Here is a 22,013-nt window from a genome sequence, read left to right as displayed (position 1 = left end):
CTTGCCTCTCTGATGCGGACGGGTGAGTAAGTGGGGTGCGGTCAGGGCTTGTTCAGGGCTTGTTCAGTACGGCCGCTCGTCGTACGACCGCCTCCAGCGCGCGGAACCAGGTGCGGGCCAGGTCCTGCACCTGCTCCTCGGTGAGGAGTTCGGCCGCGTACGCCCAGTGCGCGCTGAGTTCCGGGCCCTCGGGGCGGTTCTCGGTGATGGCGTTGAGGGTCAGGGCGTGCGACATCGGCTGACCGGGGTCGGCGTCGAGGTCGGCGGCGTCGTCCTCGGCGGCGTAGGACCAGTCGGCTGCCTCCGGGCGGTCGAAGCGACCCATGTAGTTGAACTCGATCTGCGGCTCGCCGAGTTGGGCGAGTCGCGGACCCGTCTCGGCGTTGAGGTGGCGCAGCAGGCCGTGTCCGATCCCGGCCGTGGGCAGGGCGGTGAGGTGGGCGCGGACCCGGGCCACGGCCGCGTCGAGCGCGGGGCCGCCCGCGAAGACGTCCGCCGGGTCGGCCGCACCCGGGTCGAGTCGTACGGGCACGACGCTGGTGAACCAGCCGACCGTACGCGACAGGTCGGCGTCGCCCGCGAGTTGCTCCTCGCGGCCGTGCCCCTCCAGGTCGACCAGGACGGGCCCGCCGGGTTGTTCCGCGCCCGGCGTCCGGGTCCGCCAGTCCCCCACCGCCAGTGCGAACGCGGTGAGCAGGACGTCGTTGACGGTGGCGCCGAAGGCAGCCGGGGCCCGGCTCAACAGGGGGCCGGTGACATCGGCGGGCAGGGTCAGGGAGAGGTAGCGGGTGGTGGCGACGGTGTCCCGGGCCGGGTCGAGCGGCCGGGCCAGCGGGAGTTCGGCGCCCTCGGCGAGGGCGGAGGTCCACCACGGCAGCTCGTCCTCGGCGGCGGGGTCGGTGGCGCGGGTCCCGAGGAGCTTGGCCCAGCGGGCGAACGACAGCTCCACGGGGGCGAGTTCGGCCGTACGGCCGCCCCTGACCGCGGCCCAGGCGGTGGCCAGGTCGGGCAGCAGGACGCGCCAGGAGACGCCGTCGATCACCAAGTGGTGGACGAGGATCAGCAGCCGGCCGGGCTGTCCGGGTCCGGCGTCGAACCAGACCGCGCGCACCATCGCCCCGGCGTCCGGGTCGAGCCCGGCCCGGGCCGTCTCGGCGTGGCGGGAGACGGCAGCGCGCAGTTCGTCGGTGTCCGCCCCGCGCACGTCGGCGCGGGTGAGCCAGGTGCTGACGTCGGTGTCCTGTGCGGCCGGCACCCGCAGCAACCACTCGGGCTCGCGGACTAGTTGGGCCCGCAGCATGTCGTGCCGGTCGGCGAGTGCCTTGAGTACGGTCAGCAGTCCGGGTTCGGTGAGGTCGGCCGGGGTCTGGACCAGGGCCGCCTGGTGGTAGGCAGCGATGGGGCCGCCGCGTTCCAGCAGGGCGCGCATGATCGGGGTGAGCGGGACGGTGCCAGTGCCGTCGTCGTGGACGGCGTGCCGTTCGGCGGTGCCGAGGGGGACGGCAACGGCCGCGAGGGCGGCCACAGTTCGGTGCTGGAAGACCTGCCGAGGCGTGACCCGCAGCCCACCGGCGCGCGCCCGGGCGACGAGTTGCATGGCCACGATGCTGTCACCGCCGAAGGTGAAGAAGTCGTCGTCGGTGCCGACGGCCTCGACGGGCAGCCCGAGAGCGTCCGCGAACAGGTCACGCAGGCTGCGCTCGGTGTCGTTCTCGGGGACCCGGCCGCCGCCCTGCGCGGTGAAGTCCGGTGCAGGCAGGGCGGATCGGTCGAGCTTGCCATTGGACATCAGCGGCAGCCTGTCGAGGACGACCACGGCCGCCGGGACCATGTAGTCGGGCAGCGCGGCGGCGGCGTGGGCGCGGAGAGCGGCCCCGTCCGCCTCGTCGGCGACCACGTAGGCGATCAACCGCCGTACACCGGGCCGGTGTTCGCGGGCCACGACGACGGTGTGCGCGACGGCCGGGTGGGTGTCCAACGCGGCCTCGATCTCGGCGAGTTCGATGCGGTAGCCGCGGATCTTCACCTGGTCGTCGGTGCGGCCGGCGAACTCCAGCAGGCCGTCCTCGGTCCAGCGGGCCAGGTCGCCGGTCCGGTACATGCGCTCACCGGGACGGTTGGCGTACGGGTCGGCGACGAAGCGTTCGGCGGTGAGTGCGGGGCGGTCGAGGTAACCCCGGGCCAGGCCGGGGCCGGACAGGTACAACTCGCCGGTGACACCGGGCGGGACGGGGCGCAGGGCGGTGTCGAGGACGTACGCGCGCGACTCGTGGACGGGCCGTCCGACGACCGGGGTTGCGCTGTCGCGGACCCGGCCGACGAGCGCGTCGACGGTGGCCTCGGTCGGGCCGTACAGGTTGAACGACTCGGTGTCCCGCAGTGCGGCCAGCCGTGTCCACAGCGATTCGGGTACGGCCTCGCCGCCGAAGCCGACCACAGCGAGGGGGCAGTCGCCCTCGGCGCCGATCAGCCCGCTGTCCGCCATCTGCGCGAGCAGTGACGGGGTGACCTCGATGAAGTCGATGCCCCGGTCGCGGATGAAGGCGGCGAGGAGTTCGGGGTCGCGCCGGGTCTCGTCGTCCGCGATGTGCAGGGCGTGCCCGTCCAGCAGCCACAACTGCGGCTGCCAGGAGGCGTCGAAGGAGAACGACCAGGCGTGGCCGACGCGCAGGCGCCTCAGTCCGGTGCGCTGCCTGGCGACCTCGTGCAGGTCGTGGCGGTGGCTGTGGAAGAGGTTGGCGATGCCTCGCTGGGTGACGACGACGCCCTTGGGGCGGCCGGTGGAGCCGGAGGTGTAGATGACGTAGGCGGGGTGGTCAGGGTCGGGCGCGACGGGTTCCGCCTGCGGCAGTCCGTCGATCGGGGCGTCAACTCGCAGGACCGGTACGTCGGTTGCGGGCAGCGCGGCGGCCGTGTCGCCCGTGGCCAGGATCAGCACGGGGCGGGCGTCGTCGAGCATGCCTGTGAGGCGGGACTCGGGGAGGTCGGGGTCGAGGGGCAGATAGGCGGCGCCCGCCTTCATCACGGCGAGGATCGCGGCGATGTGGTCGGCGGTGCGGGGCAGCGCGAGGGCCACGATCCGCTCGGGTCCGGCGCCGTGTCCGGCGAGGGTGCGCGCCAACTGGTCGACGCGAGCGTCGAGTTCGGCGAACGTCCACGTCGTACGGCCGTCGGTGACGGCGACCGCGTCGGGGCCGGCGGCGGCCTGCGCAGCGAACAACGCCGGTACGGTGCCGAGTCGTTCGGTCTCCGGCTCGGGCAGCGTCGTGTCGTTCCAGCTCTCCAGGACCGTGTGCCGCTCGGCGGGGCCGAGCAGGTCGAGGCGGCCGACGGGACGGTCGGGGTCGGCCGCCATGCCGGTGAGGAGGGTGGCGAGCGCGTCCGTGATCCGTCGTACGACGGCCGGTGTGAAGAGGTCGGGCCTGAACTCGGCGGTGAGCCGCAGCCGTTCGGCGGGCTCGACCGCCCACGCGAACGGGTAGTGGGTGGAGTCCTCGTGATCGCGGACGGTGACGCGCGGCCCGTCGCCCTCCCCTTCCGTCTCGGCGACGGGGTACGACTCGAACACCACGAGTGTGTCGAAGAGTTCGCCGAGTCCGGCGGCCCGCTGGATGTCGGCGAGGCCGAGGTGCTGGTGGGCGATGAGCCGGGACTGCTCGTCCTGGAGCCGGTCGAGGAGTGCGGCCGTGCTCTCCTCCGGGCGGACCCGCACCCGTACAGGGATGGTGTTGATGAACAGGCCGATCATCAGCTCGGCCCCGGCCAGTTCGGGCGAACGGCCGGCGACGGTGGCGCCGAACACCACGTCGTCCCGGCCGGTGAGCCGACCGAGCAGCACGCCCCAGGCTGCCTGGACAAGGGTGTTGACGGTGACGCCCTGTCGGCGCGCGAACGCCTCCAGCTCCGCCGTACGGTCCGGGTCCAACTCCACGGCGTGGGTGGACGGCACGACGGCCGTGCGGTCGGGGTCGACGGGCGCGAGGCGCGTCGGCTCGGCCAGCCCGCCGAGGGCCTCGGCCCACGCGGCGGTGGAGACGTCCGGGTCCTGGGCGGCCAGCAACCGCAGGTGCTCGCGGTACGGGGCGGACGCGGCCGAGGTGCGGCCCTCGTAGCGTGCCCACAGTTCGGCGGTGAGCAGGGGCAGCGACCAGCCGTCCAGCAGGAGGTGCTGGTGCGAGAGCACGAGCCGGTGCCGGTCCGGGCCGAGCCGGGCAAGCAACAGCCTGAGCAGCGGCGGCCGTTCGGGGTCGAAGCGGCGCCGCTCCTGGACGAGGAGCCGCTCCCACTCCTCGGGGTCGTCGGCCAGATCGAGCTGTCGCCAGGGCAGTACGGCCGTGCGCGGTACGACGGCGACGGGCCGCCCGGAGGACAGGTGCCGGAAGCCGCTGCGCAGGTTCTCGTGCGCGTCGAGCACGGCCTGTGCGGCGGTGTGCAGTCGGTCGGGGTCGAGCGGGCCGTCGAGGTCGTAGGACACCTGGACGGTGTACACGTCCGGGCCGTCGTCGCCCGAGTCGAGGGCGGCGTGGAAGAGCAGGCCGGCCTGGAGCGGGGAGACGGGCAGGATCTCGGTTCCGGCGGGCAGGGCGGCGAGTTCGGTGCGCTCGTCGGGGGTGAGGTCGATGACGACGGTGTCGTCGTTCCGCTCGGCGGTGATCGTGGTGGTCACTCCGGCGAGGCCGGCTGCCGACTTGTGCCGGAACACGTCACGCGGGCTGAACGTGAGCCCGGCGGCGCGGGCCCGGGCGACCAGTTGCATCGCGACGATGCTGTCCCCGCCGAGGGAGAAGAAGTCGTCCTCCACACCGACCCGTTCGAGACCGAGGACGTCCGCGACGAGCGCGCAGAGGGTCTCCTCCAGCGGTGTGCGCGGCCGGGTGTCGGTGACCTCGGCAGCGAAGTCGGGCGCGGGCAGGGCGCGGCGGTCCAGCTTGCCGTTGGGGGTGAGCGGGAGGGCGTCGAGGGTGACGACGGCCGACGGGACCATGTGATCGGGCAGCAACCGGACGGTGTGGGACCGGAGTTCGGCGGAATCCGCTGTCTCGCCGCTCGGGACGACGTACGCGACGAGGCGCTCGTCCCGCAGGACGACGGTGGCGTGCGCAACGCTCGCGTGGGCGGCCAACACGCTCTCGATCTCACCGAGTTCGATGCGGAAGCCGCGCAGCTTGACCTGGTCGTCGGCGCGGCCGAGGTACTCCAGTTCGCCGCCCCGGGTCCAGCGGGCCAGGTCGCCGGTGCGGTACATACGGGCGCCGGGCTCGGTGCCGTACGGGTCGGCGACGAAGCGTTCGGCGGTCAGGCCGGTGCGGCCCAGGTAGCCGCGCGCCAACTGGACGCCCGCCAGATACAGTTCGCCGGCCACACCGGGCGGTACGGGGCGGAGTCCGGCGTCGAGGACATAGGTGCGGGTGTTCCACACCGGGCGGCCGATCGGCACGGTGGCCGGGTCGGCGGGGACCTCGCGGGCGGTGACGTCGACGGATGCCTCAGTCGGGCCGTAGAGGTTGTGCAGGCGGCTGCCCGGGAGGGCCTGATGGAAGCGGGCCGCCAGTGAGGCGGACAACGCCTCGCCGCTGCACATGACTTGGAGCAGGTCGGTGCAGCGGGCGGCGGCGGGCTCGTCGAGGAAGGCGCGCAGCATCGACGGCACGAAGTGGGCCGTGGTGATGTGCTGACGCTGGATCAGCTCGGCGAGGTAGAACGGGTCCTGGTGGCCCTCGGGGCGTGCCACGACAAGCGTGGCGCCGGTGATGAGCGGCCAGAAGAACTCCCACACCGACACGTCGAAGCCGGCCGGCGTCTTCTGCAGGACCCGGTCGTCGGCGTCAAGACGGTACGCGTCCTGCATCCACAACAGGCGGTTGGTGATGCCCTGATGGGGGACGGTGACGCCCTTGGGGCGGCCGGTGGAGCCTGAGGTGTAGATGACGTAGGCGGGGTGGCGGGGGTCGTGGGAAGTGGGCAGCGGCGCGTACGCCGGGTGGTCGGACGTACCGTCCGCGTCCACTGCGAGCGTGGGTACGTCGGTGTCCGGGAGGGTGACGCCCTCGGCGGTGACCAGGCAGACCGGGCGCGCGTCGGCGAGCGTGTAGGCGAGCCGTTCGGCCGGGTAGCCGGTGTCGAGGGGCAGGTAGGCGGCGCCCGCGCGATGGACGGCGAGCAAGGACACCACCAGGGCGAGCGACCGCGGCAGCGCTACGGCTACGACGGCCTCGGCCCGTGCCCCGTGCGCGGCGAGCGTGTGGGCCAACCGCTCTACGCGCAGGTCGAGTTCGGCGTAGGTCAGGGCGGTGTCCTCGAAGACGACCGCGGTGGCATGGGGGGTGCGGGAGACCTGGGCGCGGAACAGTTCCGGGAGGGTGAGGTCGGGGACGGTCCGGGCGGTGTCGTTCCAGTCGGTGAGGACGAGGGCGCGTTCGTCGTCGCGCAGGACGTCGAGTGCGCCGATGTGTCGGTCGGGGTCGGTGGCGACCTGAGCGAGCAGCAACTCAAGCCGCTGGGCGAGGAGTTCGGCGGTCGACTCGTCGAAGAGGTCGGCGCTGTACTCGATCCAGCACCGCATGCCGTCCTCGCCCTGCTCGACGAAGTCGAAGCTGAGGTCGAACTTGGCGCCCTGCTGGCCGAGTTCCTCGCGGCGGGCGGTGAGGCCGGGCAGGGCGGGCGTGGCACCGGCGTCGTCGAGGTGCACGACCATCACCTGGAACAGGGGGTGCCGGGCCAGCGAGCGGGCCGGGTTGACAGCCTCCACCAGGCGCTCGAAGGGCAGGTCCTGGTGCTCGTAGGCGGCCAGGTCGGTGGCGCGGACGCGGGCGAGCAGGTCGGCGAACGTGGGGTCGCCGGACAGGTCGGTGCGCAGGACAAGGGTGTTGACGAAGAACCCGACCAGGTCTTCGAGGTGCTCGTCGGCCCGCCCGGAGATCGGTGCGCCGAGCGGGATGTCGTCGCCGACGCCGAGCCGGTGCAGCAGGGCGGCGACGGCGGCCTGGGTGACCATGAACATACTGACGCCCTGACGGCGGGCCAACGCACGCAGGGCGCCGGTCCGTTCGGCGTCGAGCGTCACGCCGACCGCACCGCCCCGGTGACTGCTCTCCAGCGGCCGGGGCCGGTCGACGGGCAGTGCCAGTTCGTCCGGCAGGCCCGCCAAGGTGTCCTGCCAGTAGGCGAGTTGGCGGGACTGGCGGCTGTCCGAGGCGTCGGGGTCGCCGAGCGCCTCGCGGTGCCAGAGGGCGTAGTCGGCGTACTGCACGGGCAGCGGCGCCCACGCGGGCACGTGTCCGTCGCGGCGGGCGTCGTAGGCGGTGGCCAGGTCCCGCCACAGGGGGCCGTCGGACCACTGGTCCCCGGCGATGTGGTGCAGCACCAGCAGCAGGACGTGCTCGTCCTCACTCACCTCGAACAGGTGCGCACGCAACGGGAGTTCACGGTCGATCTCGAAGCCTCGCGCGGCGGCCTCGGCGAGCCGGTCGGGCAGTTCGGTCTCTGTGACGTGGCTGTGGTGGAGAGACACGGAGGCTTCGTCCAGCACGACCTGACGAGGGCGGCCGTCCCGTTCGGGGAAGACCGTGCGCAGGCTTTCGTGCCGTACGGCGACGTCGTCCAACGCGGCGGCCAGCGCGGCCCGGTCGAGCCTCCCGGTGAGCCGCCAGGCGGCCGGGATGTTGTACGTGGCTCCCGGTCCCTCGATGCGGTGCAGCAGCCACAGTCGCTGCTGGGCGTAGGACAGCGAGAGTTCGTCGGGCCGTTCGGCGGGGACGAGGGCGGGCAGTCCGCCGGCCCGGTCGTCGAGGCGGGCCGCGAGCAGTGCCGGGGTGGACGCCTCGAAGACGGTACGGACGGTGAGGTCGGCGCCGAGCACCGTGCGGACGCGGCTCACCAGGCGCATGGCGAGCAGGGAATGGCCGCCGAGGGTGAAGAAGTCGTCGTCGGCGCCGACGCGTTCGAGACCGAGGACGTCACCGAAGAGTCCGGCGAGGATCTCCTCGCGCGGGCTGCGGGGTGCGGTGCCCGCGTCCGTACCGGTGACGGCCGTGAAGTCGGGGGCGGGCAGGGCGGCGCGGTCGAGCTTGCCGTTGGGGGTCAGGGGCAGCGCGTCGAGGGTGACGAAGGCAGCGGGGACCATGTGGGCGGGAAGGGCGGCGGCGGTGTGGGCGCGCAGGGGCGTCACGTCCACCGATCCACTGCCGTCCCCGGCCGGGACCACGTACGCCACCAGGCGCTGCTCCCGGACCACGACGACGGCGTGGGCGACGGACGGGTGCGCGGTCAACACGCCCTCGATCTCGCCAGGTTCGACGCGGAAGCCGCGCACCTTCACCTGGTCGTCGGTGCGTCCCAGGTACTCGATCGTGCCGTCGGCGTTCCAGCGGGCCAGGTCTCCGGTGCGGTACATACGGGTGCCCGGCGCACCGTACGGGTCGGCGACGAACCGCTCGGCGGTCAGGCCCGGCCGGTCGAGGTAGCCGCGCGCGAGCTGGACGCCCGCGAGGTACAGCTCGCCCGGGACACCGGGCGCGACCGGGCGCAGTGCGGCGTCGAGGACGTAGGTGCGGGTGTTCCACACCGGGCGGCCGATCGGCACGCTCGTCGCGTCCGGTCCGATCTCCACGGCCGTCACGTCGACCGAGGCCTCCGTCGGGCCGTAGAGGTTGTGCAACTCGGCGGTGTTCAGGACCTCTTGGAAGCGGTGGGTGAGGGTGACGGGCAGCGCCTCGCCGCTGCACATGACCCGGCGCAGACCGGTGCAGTCGGCTGCGGCCGGTTCCTCCAGGAAGAGTTGGAGCATGGAGGGCACGAAGTGGACGGTGGTGACGTCCTGTTCGCGGATCAGCCGGGACAGGTAGACCGGGTCGCGGTGGCCTTCGGGCCGGGCTACGACCAGGGTGGCCCCGGTGATGAGGGGCCAGAAGAACTCCCACACCGACACGTCGAAGCTGGACGGCGTCTTCTGCAGCACCCGGTCGGCGGCCGTCAGGCCGTACGCGTCCTGCATCCACAGCAGCCGGTTGACGATGCCCTCGTGCGGGACGACGACACCCTTGGGGCGACCGGTGGAACCGGAGGTGTAGATGACGTACGCGGGGTGCAACGGATCGTAGGTCGTGGGGAGTTCACCCTCGGGACCCGTCGGCAGCGCATCGCGGATGACGTACACCGGGCGGGCGTCCTCGACCATGAGGGCGAGGCGTTCCTCCGGGTAGTCGGGGTCGAGCGGGAGGTAGGCGGCTCCGGCACGGTGGACGGCGAGCAGGGCGACGACGAGTTCGAGTGAGCGCGGGAGGGCCACGGCCACGGTCTGCTCGGGGCCTGCGCCGAGCGAGGCCAACACCCGTGCGGTTCGCTCCACTTGGGCGTCCAGCTCCGCGTACGTCAGCTGCTGTCCCTCGAAGACGAGGGCCGTGGCGTCGGGGGTGCGGGTCGCCTGGGCGCGGAAGAGTTCCGGGAGGGTGGCGGCCGGGACGGGGTGTTCGGTGGCGTTCCACTCCCCCAGGACCAGGGCGCGTTCGGTGTCCTCCAGGAGGTCGAAGTCCCTTACCGAGCGGTCGGGTTCGGCCGCCGCGTGGTCCAGGAGGCGGGCCATGCGGCCGGCGATGCGCTCGGCGGTCGATTCGTCGAAGAGGTCGGTCGCGTACTCCAGGAGCAGGACGACACGGTCGTGGCCGGTCTCGTCGACGAAGGTGAAGTGCAGGTCGAACTTGGCCATGCCGGTGTCCATGTCGAACCACTCGGTCGTGAGGCCCAGCACGTCCGGGTCGCCGTCGGGGCGGTGGTGGTAGCCGAGCATGACCTGGAAGAGCGGGTTGCGACCGGCCACGCGGGGCGGGTTGAGTTCCTCCACGACGCGGTCGAACGGAAGGTCCTGGTACTCGAAGGCGGCGAGAGACGACTCCCTTACGCGGCCCAGGAGTTCACGGAAGGTCAGCTCGTCGCCGGACACGTCGGTGCGCAGCACCAGGGTGTTCACGAAGAAGCCCACCAGGTCCGCGAGCGCCTCGTCGGTGCGGCCCGCGATGGGGGCGCCGAGGGGGATGTCGTCGCCCGCGCCGAGCCGGTGCAGCAGCGCGGCGGTGGCCGCCTGGAACAGCATGAACATGCTGGTGCCGGTGGCTCCCGAGAGGTCGCGCAGGGCGTGGCCGGTGGCGGCGGGCAGCTCCAGGCGGACCTTGCCGCCGTGGCCGGTCGGTTCGGCGGGGCGCGGTCGGTCGGTGGGCAGGGCGAGTTCGTCGGGCAGACCGTGCAACACGTCGGCCCAGTGGGCGAGTTGGGCGTCGCCGGCGCGAGCGAGCAGGTCGTCCTGCCAGAGGGTGTAGTCGGCGTACTGCACCGGCAGCGGCGCCCACTCGGGCGCCCGCCCCTCGCGGCGGGCCGCGTAGGCGATGTCGAGATCGGCGAGGAAGGGGCGGTCGGACCACTCGTCGGTGGTGATGTGGTGCAGGACGACGGCCACGACGTGCTCGTCCGGGCCGAGCCTGAACACCTCGCAGCGCAGCGGGAGTTCGGTGGTCAGGTCGAAAGGGCGGCGCTGGGCGGACTCGATCAGCGCGGGCAGATCGGGCTCGGTGCAGTCGACGACCGTGGCGACGGGGTGGGCGTCGGCGGCCGGAATGATCCGCTGATACGGCTCGCCCTCGTGCGTCGGGAACACCGTCCGCAGCGCCTCGTGGCGTCCGGCGACGTCCCGCAGAGCGGCGGCCAGGGCCTCGGTGTCGAGGGTGCCGCGCAGCCGGAAGACCAGCGGGAAGTTGTAGGCGACGCCGCTGCCGGTGATCTGCTCGACGAGCAACAGCCGTCGCTGGGCGGCCGACAGCGGGACGCGGGCGGGCCGGTCGGCGACCGGGGTCACTGCCGGGCGGGCCGGGCTCGCCTGGTCGGCGCGGCCCGCGAGCAGTGCCGGGGTGGGTGCCTCGAAGAGGTCACGGATGGCGAGTTCGGCGCCCAGTTCCGTGCGGGCGCGGCTGACCAGGCGGGTCGCGAGCAGTGAATGTCCGCCCAGGTCGAAGAAGTTGTCCTCGGCGCCGACTTCCGGCAGGCCCAACACCTCGGCGAACAGGCGGCAGAGCACCTCTTCCTGCGGGGTGCGCGGGCCGCGTCCGCCGCCGAGGGCGACGGCGGGTTCGGCGTCGGGCAGGGCGCGGACGTCGAGCTTGCCATTGGCGTTCATGGGCAGACCGTCGACAGTGACGAAGGCCGACGGGACCATGTAGTCGGGCAGTTCGCGACCCAGGTCCTCACGGAGCCGGCGTACCAGCGCGCTCGCCTCACGGGCGGCGGTGGGGTCGTTGGCGTAGGGGTGAGTACCGCCGCCGGGCCGGAACAGGCCGCCGGTGACGCGTAGTTCAGAGGACTTCAGGAATACGGCGTCGTAGGTCCCCGTCTCCCCCGACCAGGCCGTCAGCACGCGGTATCCGGCCGCCGTGCCGAGTTCGTGCAGGTGCTCGGGGTCGACGCCCGTCTCGGTCGTACGGCCGTCGGGGATGCCGGTGAAGCGGAGCGCCTCGGGGCGTTCGCCGCGCGGGCGTTCGGCGGTGGCGCCGGTCGCGGACCAGTTGCCGTCCAGGAGTTGGCCGATGGCCTCGGCCGACGACCAGTCGCCGCGCAGGAGTTCCCCGACGGTGTTGCCGGTGGCCCAGTCGACGGACGGGGCGTTGTCCAGGCGTACGTCCGGTTCGTCGGCGTAGAGGACTATGTCGTAGCGGTGGCGGCTCAGCTCGTTGTGGTGGTGGGCGCGCTTGGTGCGCAGGTCGACGCCGTAGCCGAGGGTGGTGAAGTAGTCGGGGTCTACCAGGAGTTCCTTCTCCAGGCGCAGACCGCGTTCCACCGCGCGCTCCAGGTCCGCTTCGGCGGTGCCGCGGGCGCGCTGGATCTCGGTGTGGAACGTGCCGGCGAGGCGCAGGTTGCGGACGTCGCCGACGAACAGGGCGCCGCCGGGCGCGAGCAGTTCCATCGCGCCGTGCAGGACGGCGGTCAGGTGGTCGATGCTCGGGAAGTACTGGATGACGGAGTTGATGATGATCGTGTCGAAGTAGGCGAAGGGCAGGCCGCTCAGGTCCTCGGCCGGGCTGCAGCGCAGTTCGACCTTGGCGGCGAGTGCGGGGTCGCGCCGCACCTCTTCGCCGATCTTCCGGATGACGGGGGCGGCGAAGTCGGTCGCCCAGTACGCCTCGGCGTCCGGGGCGAGCCGGGACAGCAACAGGCCGGAGCCGACGCCGATTTCGAGGATGCGGCGGGGCTTGAGGGCGCCGATGCGGGTGAGGGTGGCCTCGCGCCACTCGTGCATCTCCTCGAAGGGGATGGGCGTTCCGTCGTAGGAGCTGTCCCAGCCGTCGTACTGCTCGGTGAAGACGGCGGTGCCGATCTCCTCGTACTCGTCGGAGTAGATCTCCTGCCACTCCCCCACCTGCGCGGCCTCGGCGGCGGTGCGTTCGGCCGAGTCGGCGTCGGAGGGGACGACGTAGCCGACGAGGCGTTCGTCGCGGACGACGACGGCGGCCTGGGCGACCAACGGGTGGCGGCTGAGGGCGGTTTCGATCTCGCCGGGTTCGATGCGGTAGCCGCGGATCTTGACCTGGTCGTCGGTGCGGCCGAGGAAGTCGAGGTTGCCGTCGGGGTTGCGGCGGACCAGGTCGCCGGTGCGGTACATGCGCTCGCCGGGTTCGCCGAACGGGTCGGCGACGAAGCGTTCGGCGGTCAGCGCGGGGCGGTCCAAGTAGCCGCGGGCCAGGCCGATTCCGGCGATGTACAGCTCGCCGGGGACACCGTCGGGCACCGGGCGCAGCCAGGCGTCGAGGAGGTGGGCGCGGGTGCCGCGGATGGGCTTGCCGACGGTCGGGGTGTCGCTGTCGAGGGTGCCGCCGCCGAGGGTGTTGATGGTGTATTCGGTCGGCCCGTACAGGTTGTAGCCGTACGTTCCCTCGGTGTCGCGCAGTGCCGTCCACACCGTCTCGGGGACGGCCTCGCCGCCGAGCAGTACCAGCGGCGGGACGTGACCTTCCAACAGGCCCTGTTCGATGAGGAGTCGGGCGTAGGTGGGGGTGACGTTGACGACGTCGACGCGGTGGCGTTCGCAGTAGGCGACCAGTGCCTCGGCGTCACGCCTCAACTCCTCGTCGCAGACGTGCACTTCGTGGCCCTCGACGAGCCACAGCAGCTCCTCCCACGACATGTCGAAGGCGAAGGACACGGTGTGCGCGATGCGCAGCCGCCGCCCGTCGGCCGAGGCGATGGCGGGCTCGAAGATCTCCTTCTGGTGGTTCAACTGCATGTTCGTCAGACCCCGGTAGGGGGTGACGACGCCCTTGGGGCGGCCGGTGGAACCGGAGGTGTAGATGACGTAGGCGGGGTGTTCGAGGCTGAAGCGGAGGCGGACCGGAGCGGCCGACTGACCTGCCAACTCCCCCTTGATCTCCAGGTCGTCGAGCAGGACACGGGTCATCTCGCCGTCAAGCGTGGCGGATACGGCCGTGGTGCTGAGCAGGAGCAGCGGGCGGGCGTCGGCCAGCATCAGGGACAGCCGGTCGGCCGGGTGGTCCAACTCCAGGGGCAGGTAAGCCGCTCCGGTGCGCAGGACCGCGAAGAGCGCGACCACCATGTCGAGGGAGCGCGGCAGGGCGAGGGCGACGACCTTCTCCGGACCCGCGCCCCGGTCGAGCAGCAGCCGAGCCATCCGGTTGACGGCCGCGTCGAGTTCGGCGTACGTCATGCTGCGCTCGCCGAAGACGAGGGCCCGTTCGTCCGGGGTGCGTTCGGCCTGTGCGGCCAGCAGGTCGGCGATGGTGTCCTCGGGGTCGGGGACACGGCTCGCCGCCGACTCCCGTCGTAGCGCCTCGTGTTCGGCGGGCAGGAGCGGATCGAGGGAGCCGACCGGTGCCGTGAGGTCGACGGTGAGGCGGTCGACGAGCAGGGCGAAGCGGTCAAGGAGGGCCTGGGCGCGGTCAGTTGGGACGAGGTCGGGGCGGTGGGTGAGGGTGACGTCGATCTCGCGGCCCGGGGTGATGACGAGGTTGGCCGGGTAGTGAGTAGCGTCGACGTTGGCGACGGCCGTGGCGCCGTGCCTGGTCTTCAGGTCCGCCAGTCGCTCCTCGGTGTCGTTGTTGCGCAGCACGAACAGCGTGTCGAAGAGCTTGCGGTGCCCGGTCTCGGCCTGGAGCACGCCGAGGCTCAAGTGCTCGTACGGCATGAGGTCGAGGCGTTCGCCCTGGATGCGGCGGAGCAGGTCGAGGACCGGTTCGGCGGGGTCGAGGGCGATGCGGGTCGGGACGGTGTTGAGGAACAGACCGATGATGTTGCCGACGTCCGGGACCTCGCTGGGGCGACCGGCGACCGTCGTGCCGAACACGACGTCGGCGCGGCCTGTCGCGGAGGCGAGGGTGAGTCCCCAGGCCGCGTTGAGGATCGTGTTGAGGGTCAGACCGTGCGCCGGAGCCAACTCGCGCAGTCGGTCGCCGAGTTCGGCGGACAGGCGGATGTCGAGCTGGTCGGGGATGACCGGTTCGAGGCCGTCGGTGGCGGTGGGCGCGAGCAGCGTCGGCTCGTCGAGACCGGCGAGTGCGGTGCGCCAGGCGGCCGTGGCGACGGAGTCGTCCTGCTCCTCCAGCCAGGTCAGGTAGTCGCGGTAACTGCCGGGCTCGGGGAGGGCGTTGGCGTCACCGCCCGTCTCGTAGAGCGCGAACAGCTCGTCGAGGAACAGCCAGGCCGACCAGCCGTCCCAGAGGATCAGGTGGCGGCCGATGACGAGCCGGTCGCCGCGTTCCGCGCCGAGGCGCAACAGGAGCAACCGGAAGAGCGGGGGTGCGGAGAGGTCGAAGCGGCGGTTGCGTTCGGCGTCCGTCAACTCCCGGAGCAGTACGTCCTGTTCGGCGGCAGGGAGGAGGGAGAGGTCGACCTCTTCGAGGGGGACCTCCGGGTCCTCGACGATGAACTGCACCGGCCGGTCGAGACCATCGCTGGTGAAGCCCGCGCGCAGGCCCGGGTTGCGGTCGAGGAGCGTGCGGACGGCAGCGCGCAGACGGGTGGCGTCGAGGCGGGTCGCGAAGTCGAAGGTCTCGTGGACGGTGTAGACGTCCAACGCGCCCTCGTCGTACGCCGAGTGGAAGAACAGGCCCTCTTGGAGGGGGGCCAGCGGCCATACGTCGGCGACCTCCGCCGGGGCGGCGACGGCGCGGACGCGGGCGTGTTCGGCGGGGGTGAGGGTGAACGCCTCAATGGGGGCTACGAGGTTGACCGTTGTGGTGCCGGCTGCCGCCGCGAGGGCGGCCGGTGTGCGGTGGGTGAACACATCGCGCGGGCTGAGGTCCAGGCCGGCCGCGCGGGCCCGGCTGGCGACGCCGATGGAGCTGATGCTGTCGCCGCCGAGACGGAAGAAGTCGTCGTCGGGGCCCGCGTCCTCGACACCGAGGACGGCCGCGAAGATCTCGGTGAGCTGCAGCTCCAACGGCCCTGCGGGTGCCCGGCGTTCGGCACGCTCGGACTCGGGGGCGGGCAGCGCGGCCTGGTCGAGCTTGCCGCTCGGGGTGAGCGGGAGGTCGGTCAGGACGACGTACGCCTCCGGGACCAGGGGCGCGGGCAGCGCGTCCGCGAGGGCGGCACGCAGCTCGGCGGGGTCCACGGTGGCTCCGGCGACCGGGACGGCGTAGGCGACGAGTCGCTGCTCGCGGATGACGACCGCTCCCCGGGCCACGGCCGGGAGGCGGGTCAACTCGGCCTCGATCTCGCCGAGTTCGACGCGGTTGCCGCGCAGCTTGACCTGGCGGTCGGTGCGGCCGAGGTAGTCGATCGTGCCGTCGGGGCGGCGGCGTACCAGGTCGCCGGTGCGGTACATACGGGCGCCGGGCTCGGTGGCGTACGGGTCGGCGACGAAGCGGTCGGCGGTGAGCGCGGGGCGCCGGTGGTAGCCGCGGGCCAGCTGGACGCCAGTCAGGTACAGCTCGCCGGGCACTCCGTCGGGGACCGGCCGCAGGTATGCGTCGAGGACGCGCAGGCCGGTGTTCCACACGGGTCGGCCGATGGGCACGGTGGTGTCGGACGCGCCGTCGTAGGCGTGGTACGTGACGTCGACGGCGGCCTCGGTGGGTCCGTAGAGGTTGTGCAACGGGACGCCGGTCAGCTCGCGCCAGCGGTTCGCGGCGGAACCGGACAGGGCCTCGCCGCTGCTGAACACGCGGCGCAGGCCGCCCGCCCACGCGGGGTCGGCGGTGACCTCGTCGGAGGCGAGGAACGCCTCCAGCATCGACGGCACGAAGTGCATCGTCGTGACGCCCTCGGACCGGATCAGGCGGGCCAGATAGGCGGGGTCACGGTGTCCGTCGGGGGCGGCGAGGACGACGGCAGCGCCCTCGCACAGCGCCCAGAAGAACTCCCAGACGCTGACGTCGAAACTGGACGGCGTCTTCTGCAACACCCGGTCGTCGGCGCCGAGTTCGTACTCGCCCTGCATCCAGGCCAGCCGGTTGCCGATGGCGCGGTGGGTGACGACGACGCCCTTGGGGCGGCCGGTGGAACCGGAGGTGTAGATGAGGTAGGCGGGGTCGTCGGGGCGGGCGGGGTCGGGAGTTCCGCCGAACAGAGCCTCGTCGCCCTCCGCGTCCACGCGCAGCACGTCCAGGCCTTCGACCGACGGCAGCCGGTGCGCGTCGTGTTCGGTCGTGACGACCGTCGTCGCCCCCGAGTCGGCCAGCATGTACGCGAGTCGCTCGGCCGGGTAATCCAGGTCCAGGGGCAGATACGCGGCCCCCGACTTCAGGACACCCAGCAGCGCCACCATCAGCTCCGCCGAGCGGGGTACGGCGACGGCGACGAACCGCTCCCGGCCGGCGCCCTTGGCCCGCAGTCGTGCGGCCAACGCCTCGGACCGCGCGTCCAGTTCGGCGTAGGTGAGCGTGGTCGTACCGTCGAAGACGACAGCCGTGGCGTCCGGGGTTCGCTCGACCTGCGCGGCGAACGCGTCGGCGAGCGTGCTGGCCGGAACCGGCCGCGTCTCCCCCGCCGGATGCGCGTTCGCCAACTCGTCGGGCGTTAGCAGGTCGAGGTCCGCGACGCGGGCGCCGGGGTCGTCGGCCAGTGCGTGCAGGACAAGGGTGAGCCGGTCGGCGAGGGACTGCACGGTGTCGGCGTCGAGGCGCCGGGCGTGGTGCTTGAGGCGCAGGTCGAGACGGCGGCCGGGCTTGACGATGAGGGCGAGGGGGTAGTGCACGGCGTCGTGGAAGGTGTGTCCGGCGACGGTGATCGTGCCGGTGGGGTCGGTGATGCCCGGGGCGCCCTCGCCGCCGGGGTAGTTCTCGAACACCACGAGGGTGTCGAAGAGTTCGCCGTCGCCCGCGTGCCCGGTGGCACGCTGGATGTCGGCGAGTCCGAGGTGCTGGTGGTCGAGGAGCGCGCTCTGCTCCTCCTGGAGCCGGTCCAGCAGCTCGCCCAGGGTGTCGCCGGGGGCCCAACGCAGCCGGGTGGGCAGGGTGTTGATGAACAGGCCGATCATCGACTCGATGCCGTCGACGGCGGCGTCACGTCCGGCGACGGTGGTGCCGAACAGCACGTCCTCGCGGCCCGTCATACGGCCGACGAGCAGGCCCCAGGCACTCTGGACGAGGGTACCGAGGGTGACTCCGCGTTCGCGGGCGCGGGCGGCCAGCCGGGAGGTGATCCGCTCGGTCAACTCGACGCGGATCTGGGCGGGTTCGAGCGGTCCGGCGGGTACGGGGGCCTCGACGAGCCGGGTGGGCTCCTCGACCCCTGCGAGGGCGGTGCTCCAGGCGGCTCGGGCTGCGTCACGGTCGGCGCCGGCGATGCGGCGGAGGTAGCCGCGGTAGGGGGCGACTTCGGGGAGAGGGGTGGGGTTCTCGCCGTAGAGCGCGAGGAGTTCGCGGTGGAGGACGGGCAGGGACCAGCCGTCCGCGACGATGTGATGGAACGTCAGGACCAGTCGGCTGCGGTCCTCACCGAAGCGGATGAGGGCGCAGCGGACCAGCGGCGGGCGGGCGAGGTCGAAACGGTGGGCGCGTTCGTCGGCGGCGACGGCCTCGGCGAGGGCGCGGCGGACCGTGACGTCGTCCTGTGCGGCCAAGTCCACTTCGCGCCAGGGCAGTTCGAGGCCGGACGCGATGAGCTGGACGGGGCGGCCCTCGGGTGTCTGGCGGAAGCAGGCGCGCAGCGGGGCGTGCCGGTCGATGAGCCGCTGCGCGGCCCCGCGCAGGAGGGTGCCGTCGACCGGCCCGGTCAGTTCGATGACCTGCTGTACGACATATGCGTCGTGTTCGGCGCCGTCCACCAGGGCGTGGAAGAAGAAGCCCTCCTGGAGCGGGCCGAGGGGCAGCGCCTCCTCGACGGTGATCGGGACCTCGTCCTGGAGTGAGGCGAGTTCGTCCTCGGTCAGGGTGTGCCACGGGGTGGCATCGACATCGTCGGCCGTCTCCGTGCGGGCCACGCCTGCCAGTTCGGCGACCGTGCGGTGCCGGAAGACGTCTCGCGGGGTGAGTTCCAGGCCCGCCCTGCGCGCGAGGATGAGGAGTTGGACGGCGACGATGCTGTCGCCGCCGAGTGCGAAGAAGTCGTCGTCGACGCCGACGGAGGGCACTTTGAGCGCCCGTGCGTACAGGTCGCACAGCAGCCGCTCGCGGGCCGTCTCGGGGGCCCGGCCAGCGCTGAGCAGCCGCGTCAGGTCGGGGACGGGCAGCGCGGCGGCGTCGAGTTTGCCGCTGGGGGTGACGGGCAGCCGGTCCAGCGGGACGAAGGCGGCCGGGACCATGTAGTCCGGCAGGTACTCGGTGGCGTGTGTCCGCAGCGTCGACATCAGGGCGTTGACGTTGCGGAAGGGTGCGGGGCGGTTGGTGAGCGGGTGGCCGCCGCCGGGGCGGTACCGGACGAGCGCCTGCCCGTCTCCCTCGGGAGCGATCACCGCGTCCAGGCTGCCGTCCTCCGCGTCCCCGTTCCAGGTGAGGGCCACCTCGTAACCGTGCCGCGCGGCGGTCTCGTACAGGGCCTCGGGATCCACGCCGTACGAGCCTGCGGCCGGCCTGCTGCTGTCGGCGAGGGCGTCGAGTGCTCCGAGGTCGTCGGCGAGACGGGAGTTGGGAATGCCGGTGATCCGCAGCCGGTCCGGACGTCCGGCGAGCAGCTCGTCCAGCGCCTGGACCGAACCCGGCGCGGGCCAGGGCGACTCGGGCATCTCCTCGGACCCGGGCTGCTGCGGTCGCAGCACAACGTCGTAGCGGTAGCGGGTGAGTTCGTTGTGGTGCGTGCCGCGCTTCACCCGGATGTCGGCGCTGAGACCGTCGAGGGTCGTGAAGTAGTCGGGGTCGACGAGGAGTTCGCCCTCCCAGGCGACGGCCCGGTCCACGGCGGCGCGCAGTGCTTCCTTGTCCGCGCCCGTCTCGTCTCCCTCCTCCCGCACCCGCCCGCTCTCGACGGCCGCGCTGAGGGTGCGCAGCAGTCGCAGGTTGCGCACGTCGCCGACGAACACCGCGCCGCCGGGGGCGAGAAGAGCGGCCGCGTCACGGAGTACGCCGGTGAGGTAGTCGCCGCCGGGGAAGTACTGGATGACGGAGTTGACGACGATCGTGTCGAAGTGGCCCTCGGGCAGTCCGGTGAGGTCGTGCGCGGGGCGGGCCAACAGGGTGACGCGGTCGGCGAGTTCGGGTACGGCGGACACCTGTGTGTCCAGGGCGCGTACGGCCTCCTCGGACAGGTCCGTGCCCCAGTACTCGTCGCAGTCCGGGGCGAGCCGGGACAGCAGTAGGCCGGAACCGACGCCGATCTCCAGGATGCGCCGGGGTCGGAGCGCGCGGATGCGGTCGAGGGTGGCCTCGCGCCACTCGCGCATGTCGGCGAGCGGGATGGGCAGGCCGTCGTACATGCTGTTCCAGCCGGCGAAGTTCTCCTCGAAGCCGTCCGATCCGGCGGCGGAGTAGAGGAGTTCGTGCAGGTCCTTCCAGTCGGCCACCCCCTCGTCGGAGCTCGCTTCGGCGTCCAGCGAGGGCACGACGTAGGCGGCGAGGCGGCGTTCGCCGGGGCGGTCCTCGCGGACGATCACGGCGGCCTGGTCGACGGCCGGGTGGGAGCGCAGGACCGACTCGATCTCGCCGGGTTCGATGCGGAAGCCGCGGATCTTGACCTGGGTGTCCACGCGGCCGTGGAACTCCAGTCGGCCGTCCGCCTTCCAGCGCACCAAGTCGCCGGTGCGGTAAAGGCGTTCACCCGGTGTACCGAAGGGGTCGGCGACGAAGCGTTCGGCGGTGAGTGCGGGGCGGCCGAGGTAGCCGCGGGCTAGTCCGGCGCCGCCGAGGTAGAGCTCTCCTGTGACACCGGCGGGAACGGGGCGCAGTCGGTCGTCGAGGACGTAGGCGCGGGTGCCGGGGTCGGGTACGCCGATGGGCACGATGGTGCCGGCCGGGGTGTCCGGGTCGCACAGGCCCAGGGTGGAGTTGGTGGTGGCTTCGGTCGGGCCGTAGGCGTTGAACATCATCCGGCCGCGCGCGTACCGGCCGACCAGCTCGGGCGAGACGCGTTCGGTGCCCGCCAACAGGGTTGCCTCGGGCGGGAGTTGGACGTCCTCGGGCATGGCGGCGAGCAGGGCCGGCGGCAGGATCATGAAGGTGATGCCGTGCTCGTCGGCGTAGTCCGCGAGGGGTGCGCCCGGGACGCGGCGGTCGGCCGGTACGACGACCAGGCGGCCACCGGAGAGCAGGCCGAGGCACAGGTCCCAGAACGCGACGTCGAAGCTGGGCGAGGCGAACTGCAGGACACGGCTGTGCGGGCCGATCCCGAAGCGTTCCTGCTGGGTGGCGACCAGTTTCGCGACGCCCGCGTGGGAGAGGACCGTGCCCTTGGGGCGGCCGGTGGAGCCGGAGGTGTAGATGACGTAGGCCGCGTGCGCGGTCGTCAACTCGTCGTCGGTGGACGGGCCTTGGGCCGGGTGTGCGGCCAGCTCGGCCACCGTCTCCGGGGCGTCGAGCACCAGCGGGTCGAGGTCCGGCGGGAGATCGGGCACGATCTCGGCGGTGGTGACGAGGCAGACCGGGCGGGCGTCGGCGAGCATGTAGGCGATGCGGTCGGCCGGGTAGTCGGTGTCGACGGGCAGATAGGCGGCGCCCGACTTCAGGACGGCGACCTCGGCGACGATCATGTCGGCCGAGCGCGGCACGGCGAGCGCGACGACCTGCTCGGGACCGGCACCTCGGGCCACAAGTGCGTGCGCCAACTTGGCGGCGCGGGCGTCGAGTTCGGCGTAGGTGAGGCGGACGTCCTCGTGGACGAGGGCGATCTCGTGCGGGCGGGCGGCGACCTGGTCCGCGAACATGCGGGGCCAGGTGACCGCGGGGACGTCGTGCTCGGTGTCGTTCCAGCCGTGCAGGATGCGGTGCCGTTCGTCCGTGCCGAGGAGTTCGAGGTCGGCGACCGGGGTGTCCGGGCGGGCGAGGGCGTCGGCGAGGAGGGTGCCGTAGTGGCCGAGGATCAGGTCGACGGTGGCGGGTGAGAAGAGGTCGGTGCGGTAGTCCGCCGACACCTCGCCCTCGGTCACGGTCAGGGCCAGGTCCAGTGGGCCGCTCTCGTCCCAGGGCGTGGGGCCGAAGCCCGTGGCGCACAACAGGCCGCCGCCGCGGAAGGGTTCGGGGGCGAGGAGCCGTAGCAGCTCGGTGGTCGGCAGGTGGTGGGCGGCGGCCTCCGCGCGTATGGACGCCATCTGGTCCCGGAGTTGGGTGAACGGGGTGTCGCCGTCGATCGTGACGCGCAGCGGGAGGCCCTCGTGGGCCACTGCCGTCTCGGTGGCCGTGGTGCCGCCGTAGCGGTGCAACAGGGAGACGAAGGCGGCGAGTTGGGTGGCCGCGTCGGCCGTCACGGCGAGGACTGCCGCGCGTTGCGCGCGGGAGACCGCACCCTCCGCAAGCGGCGGACGGGCGAAGTCCAGCGGCAGGGACGTCTCCGGTACCGGTGACGCGAACAGCCGTCGCCAGAAATCGTTCGTCGCCGTTGCCCGTGCGGAAGAAAGCGTGTTGCCCGCCACAGCTGCCCGTGCCTCCCAATGC

1 protein-coding gene is annotated in these 22,013 nt (G+C 72.4%); it reads right to left on the bottom strand.

What is annotated here, in order from left to right:
* Window positions 1-52: 52 nt before the first annotated feature.
* Window positions 53-21,991, bottom strand: coding sequence for a non-ribosomal peptide synthase/polyketide synthase (locus tag AB0I69_RS40290; RefSeq protein WP_363100745.1), 21,939 nt, complete (start codon window positions 21,989-21,991; stop codon window positions 53-55).
* Window positions 21,992-22,013 lie beyond the last annotated feature (22 nt).

This window comes from Streptomyces sp. NPDC050508 (genome assembly GCF_040655155.1).
Lineage (GTDB): Bacteria > Actinomycetota > Actinomycetes > Streptomycetales > Streptomycetaceae > Streptomyces.
The sequence above is the reverse complement of the archived record's forward strand: the minus strand, read 5'-3'. Positions and strand labels throughout refer to the sequence as shown.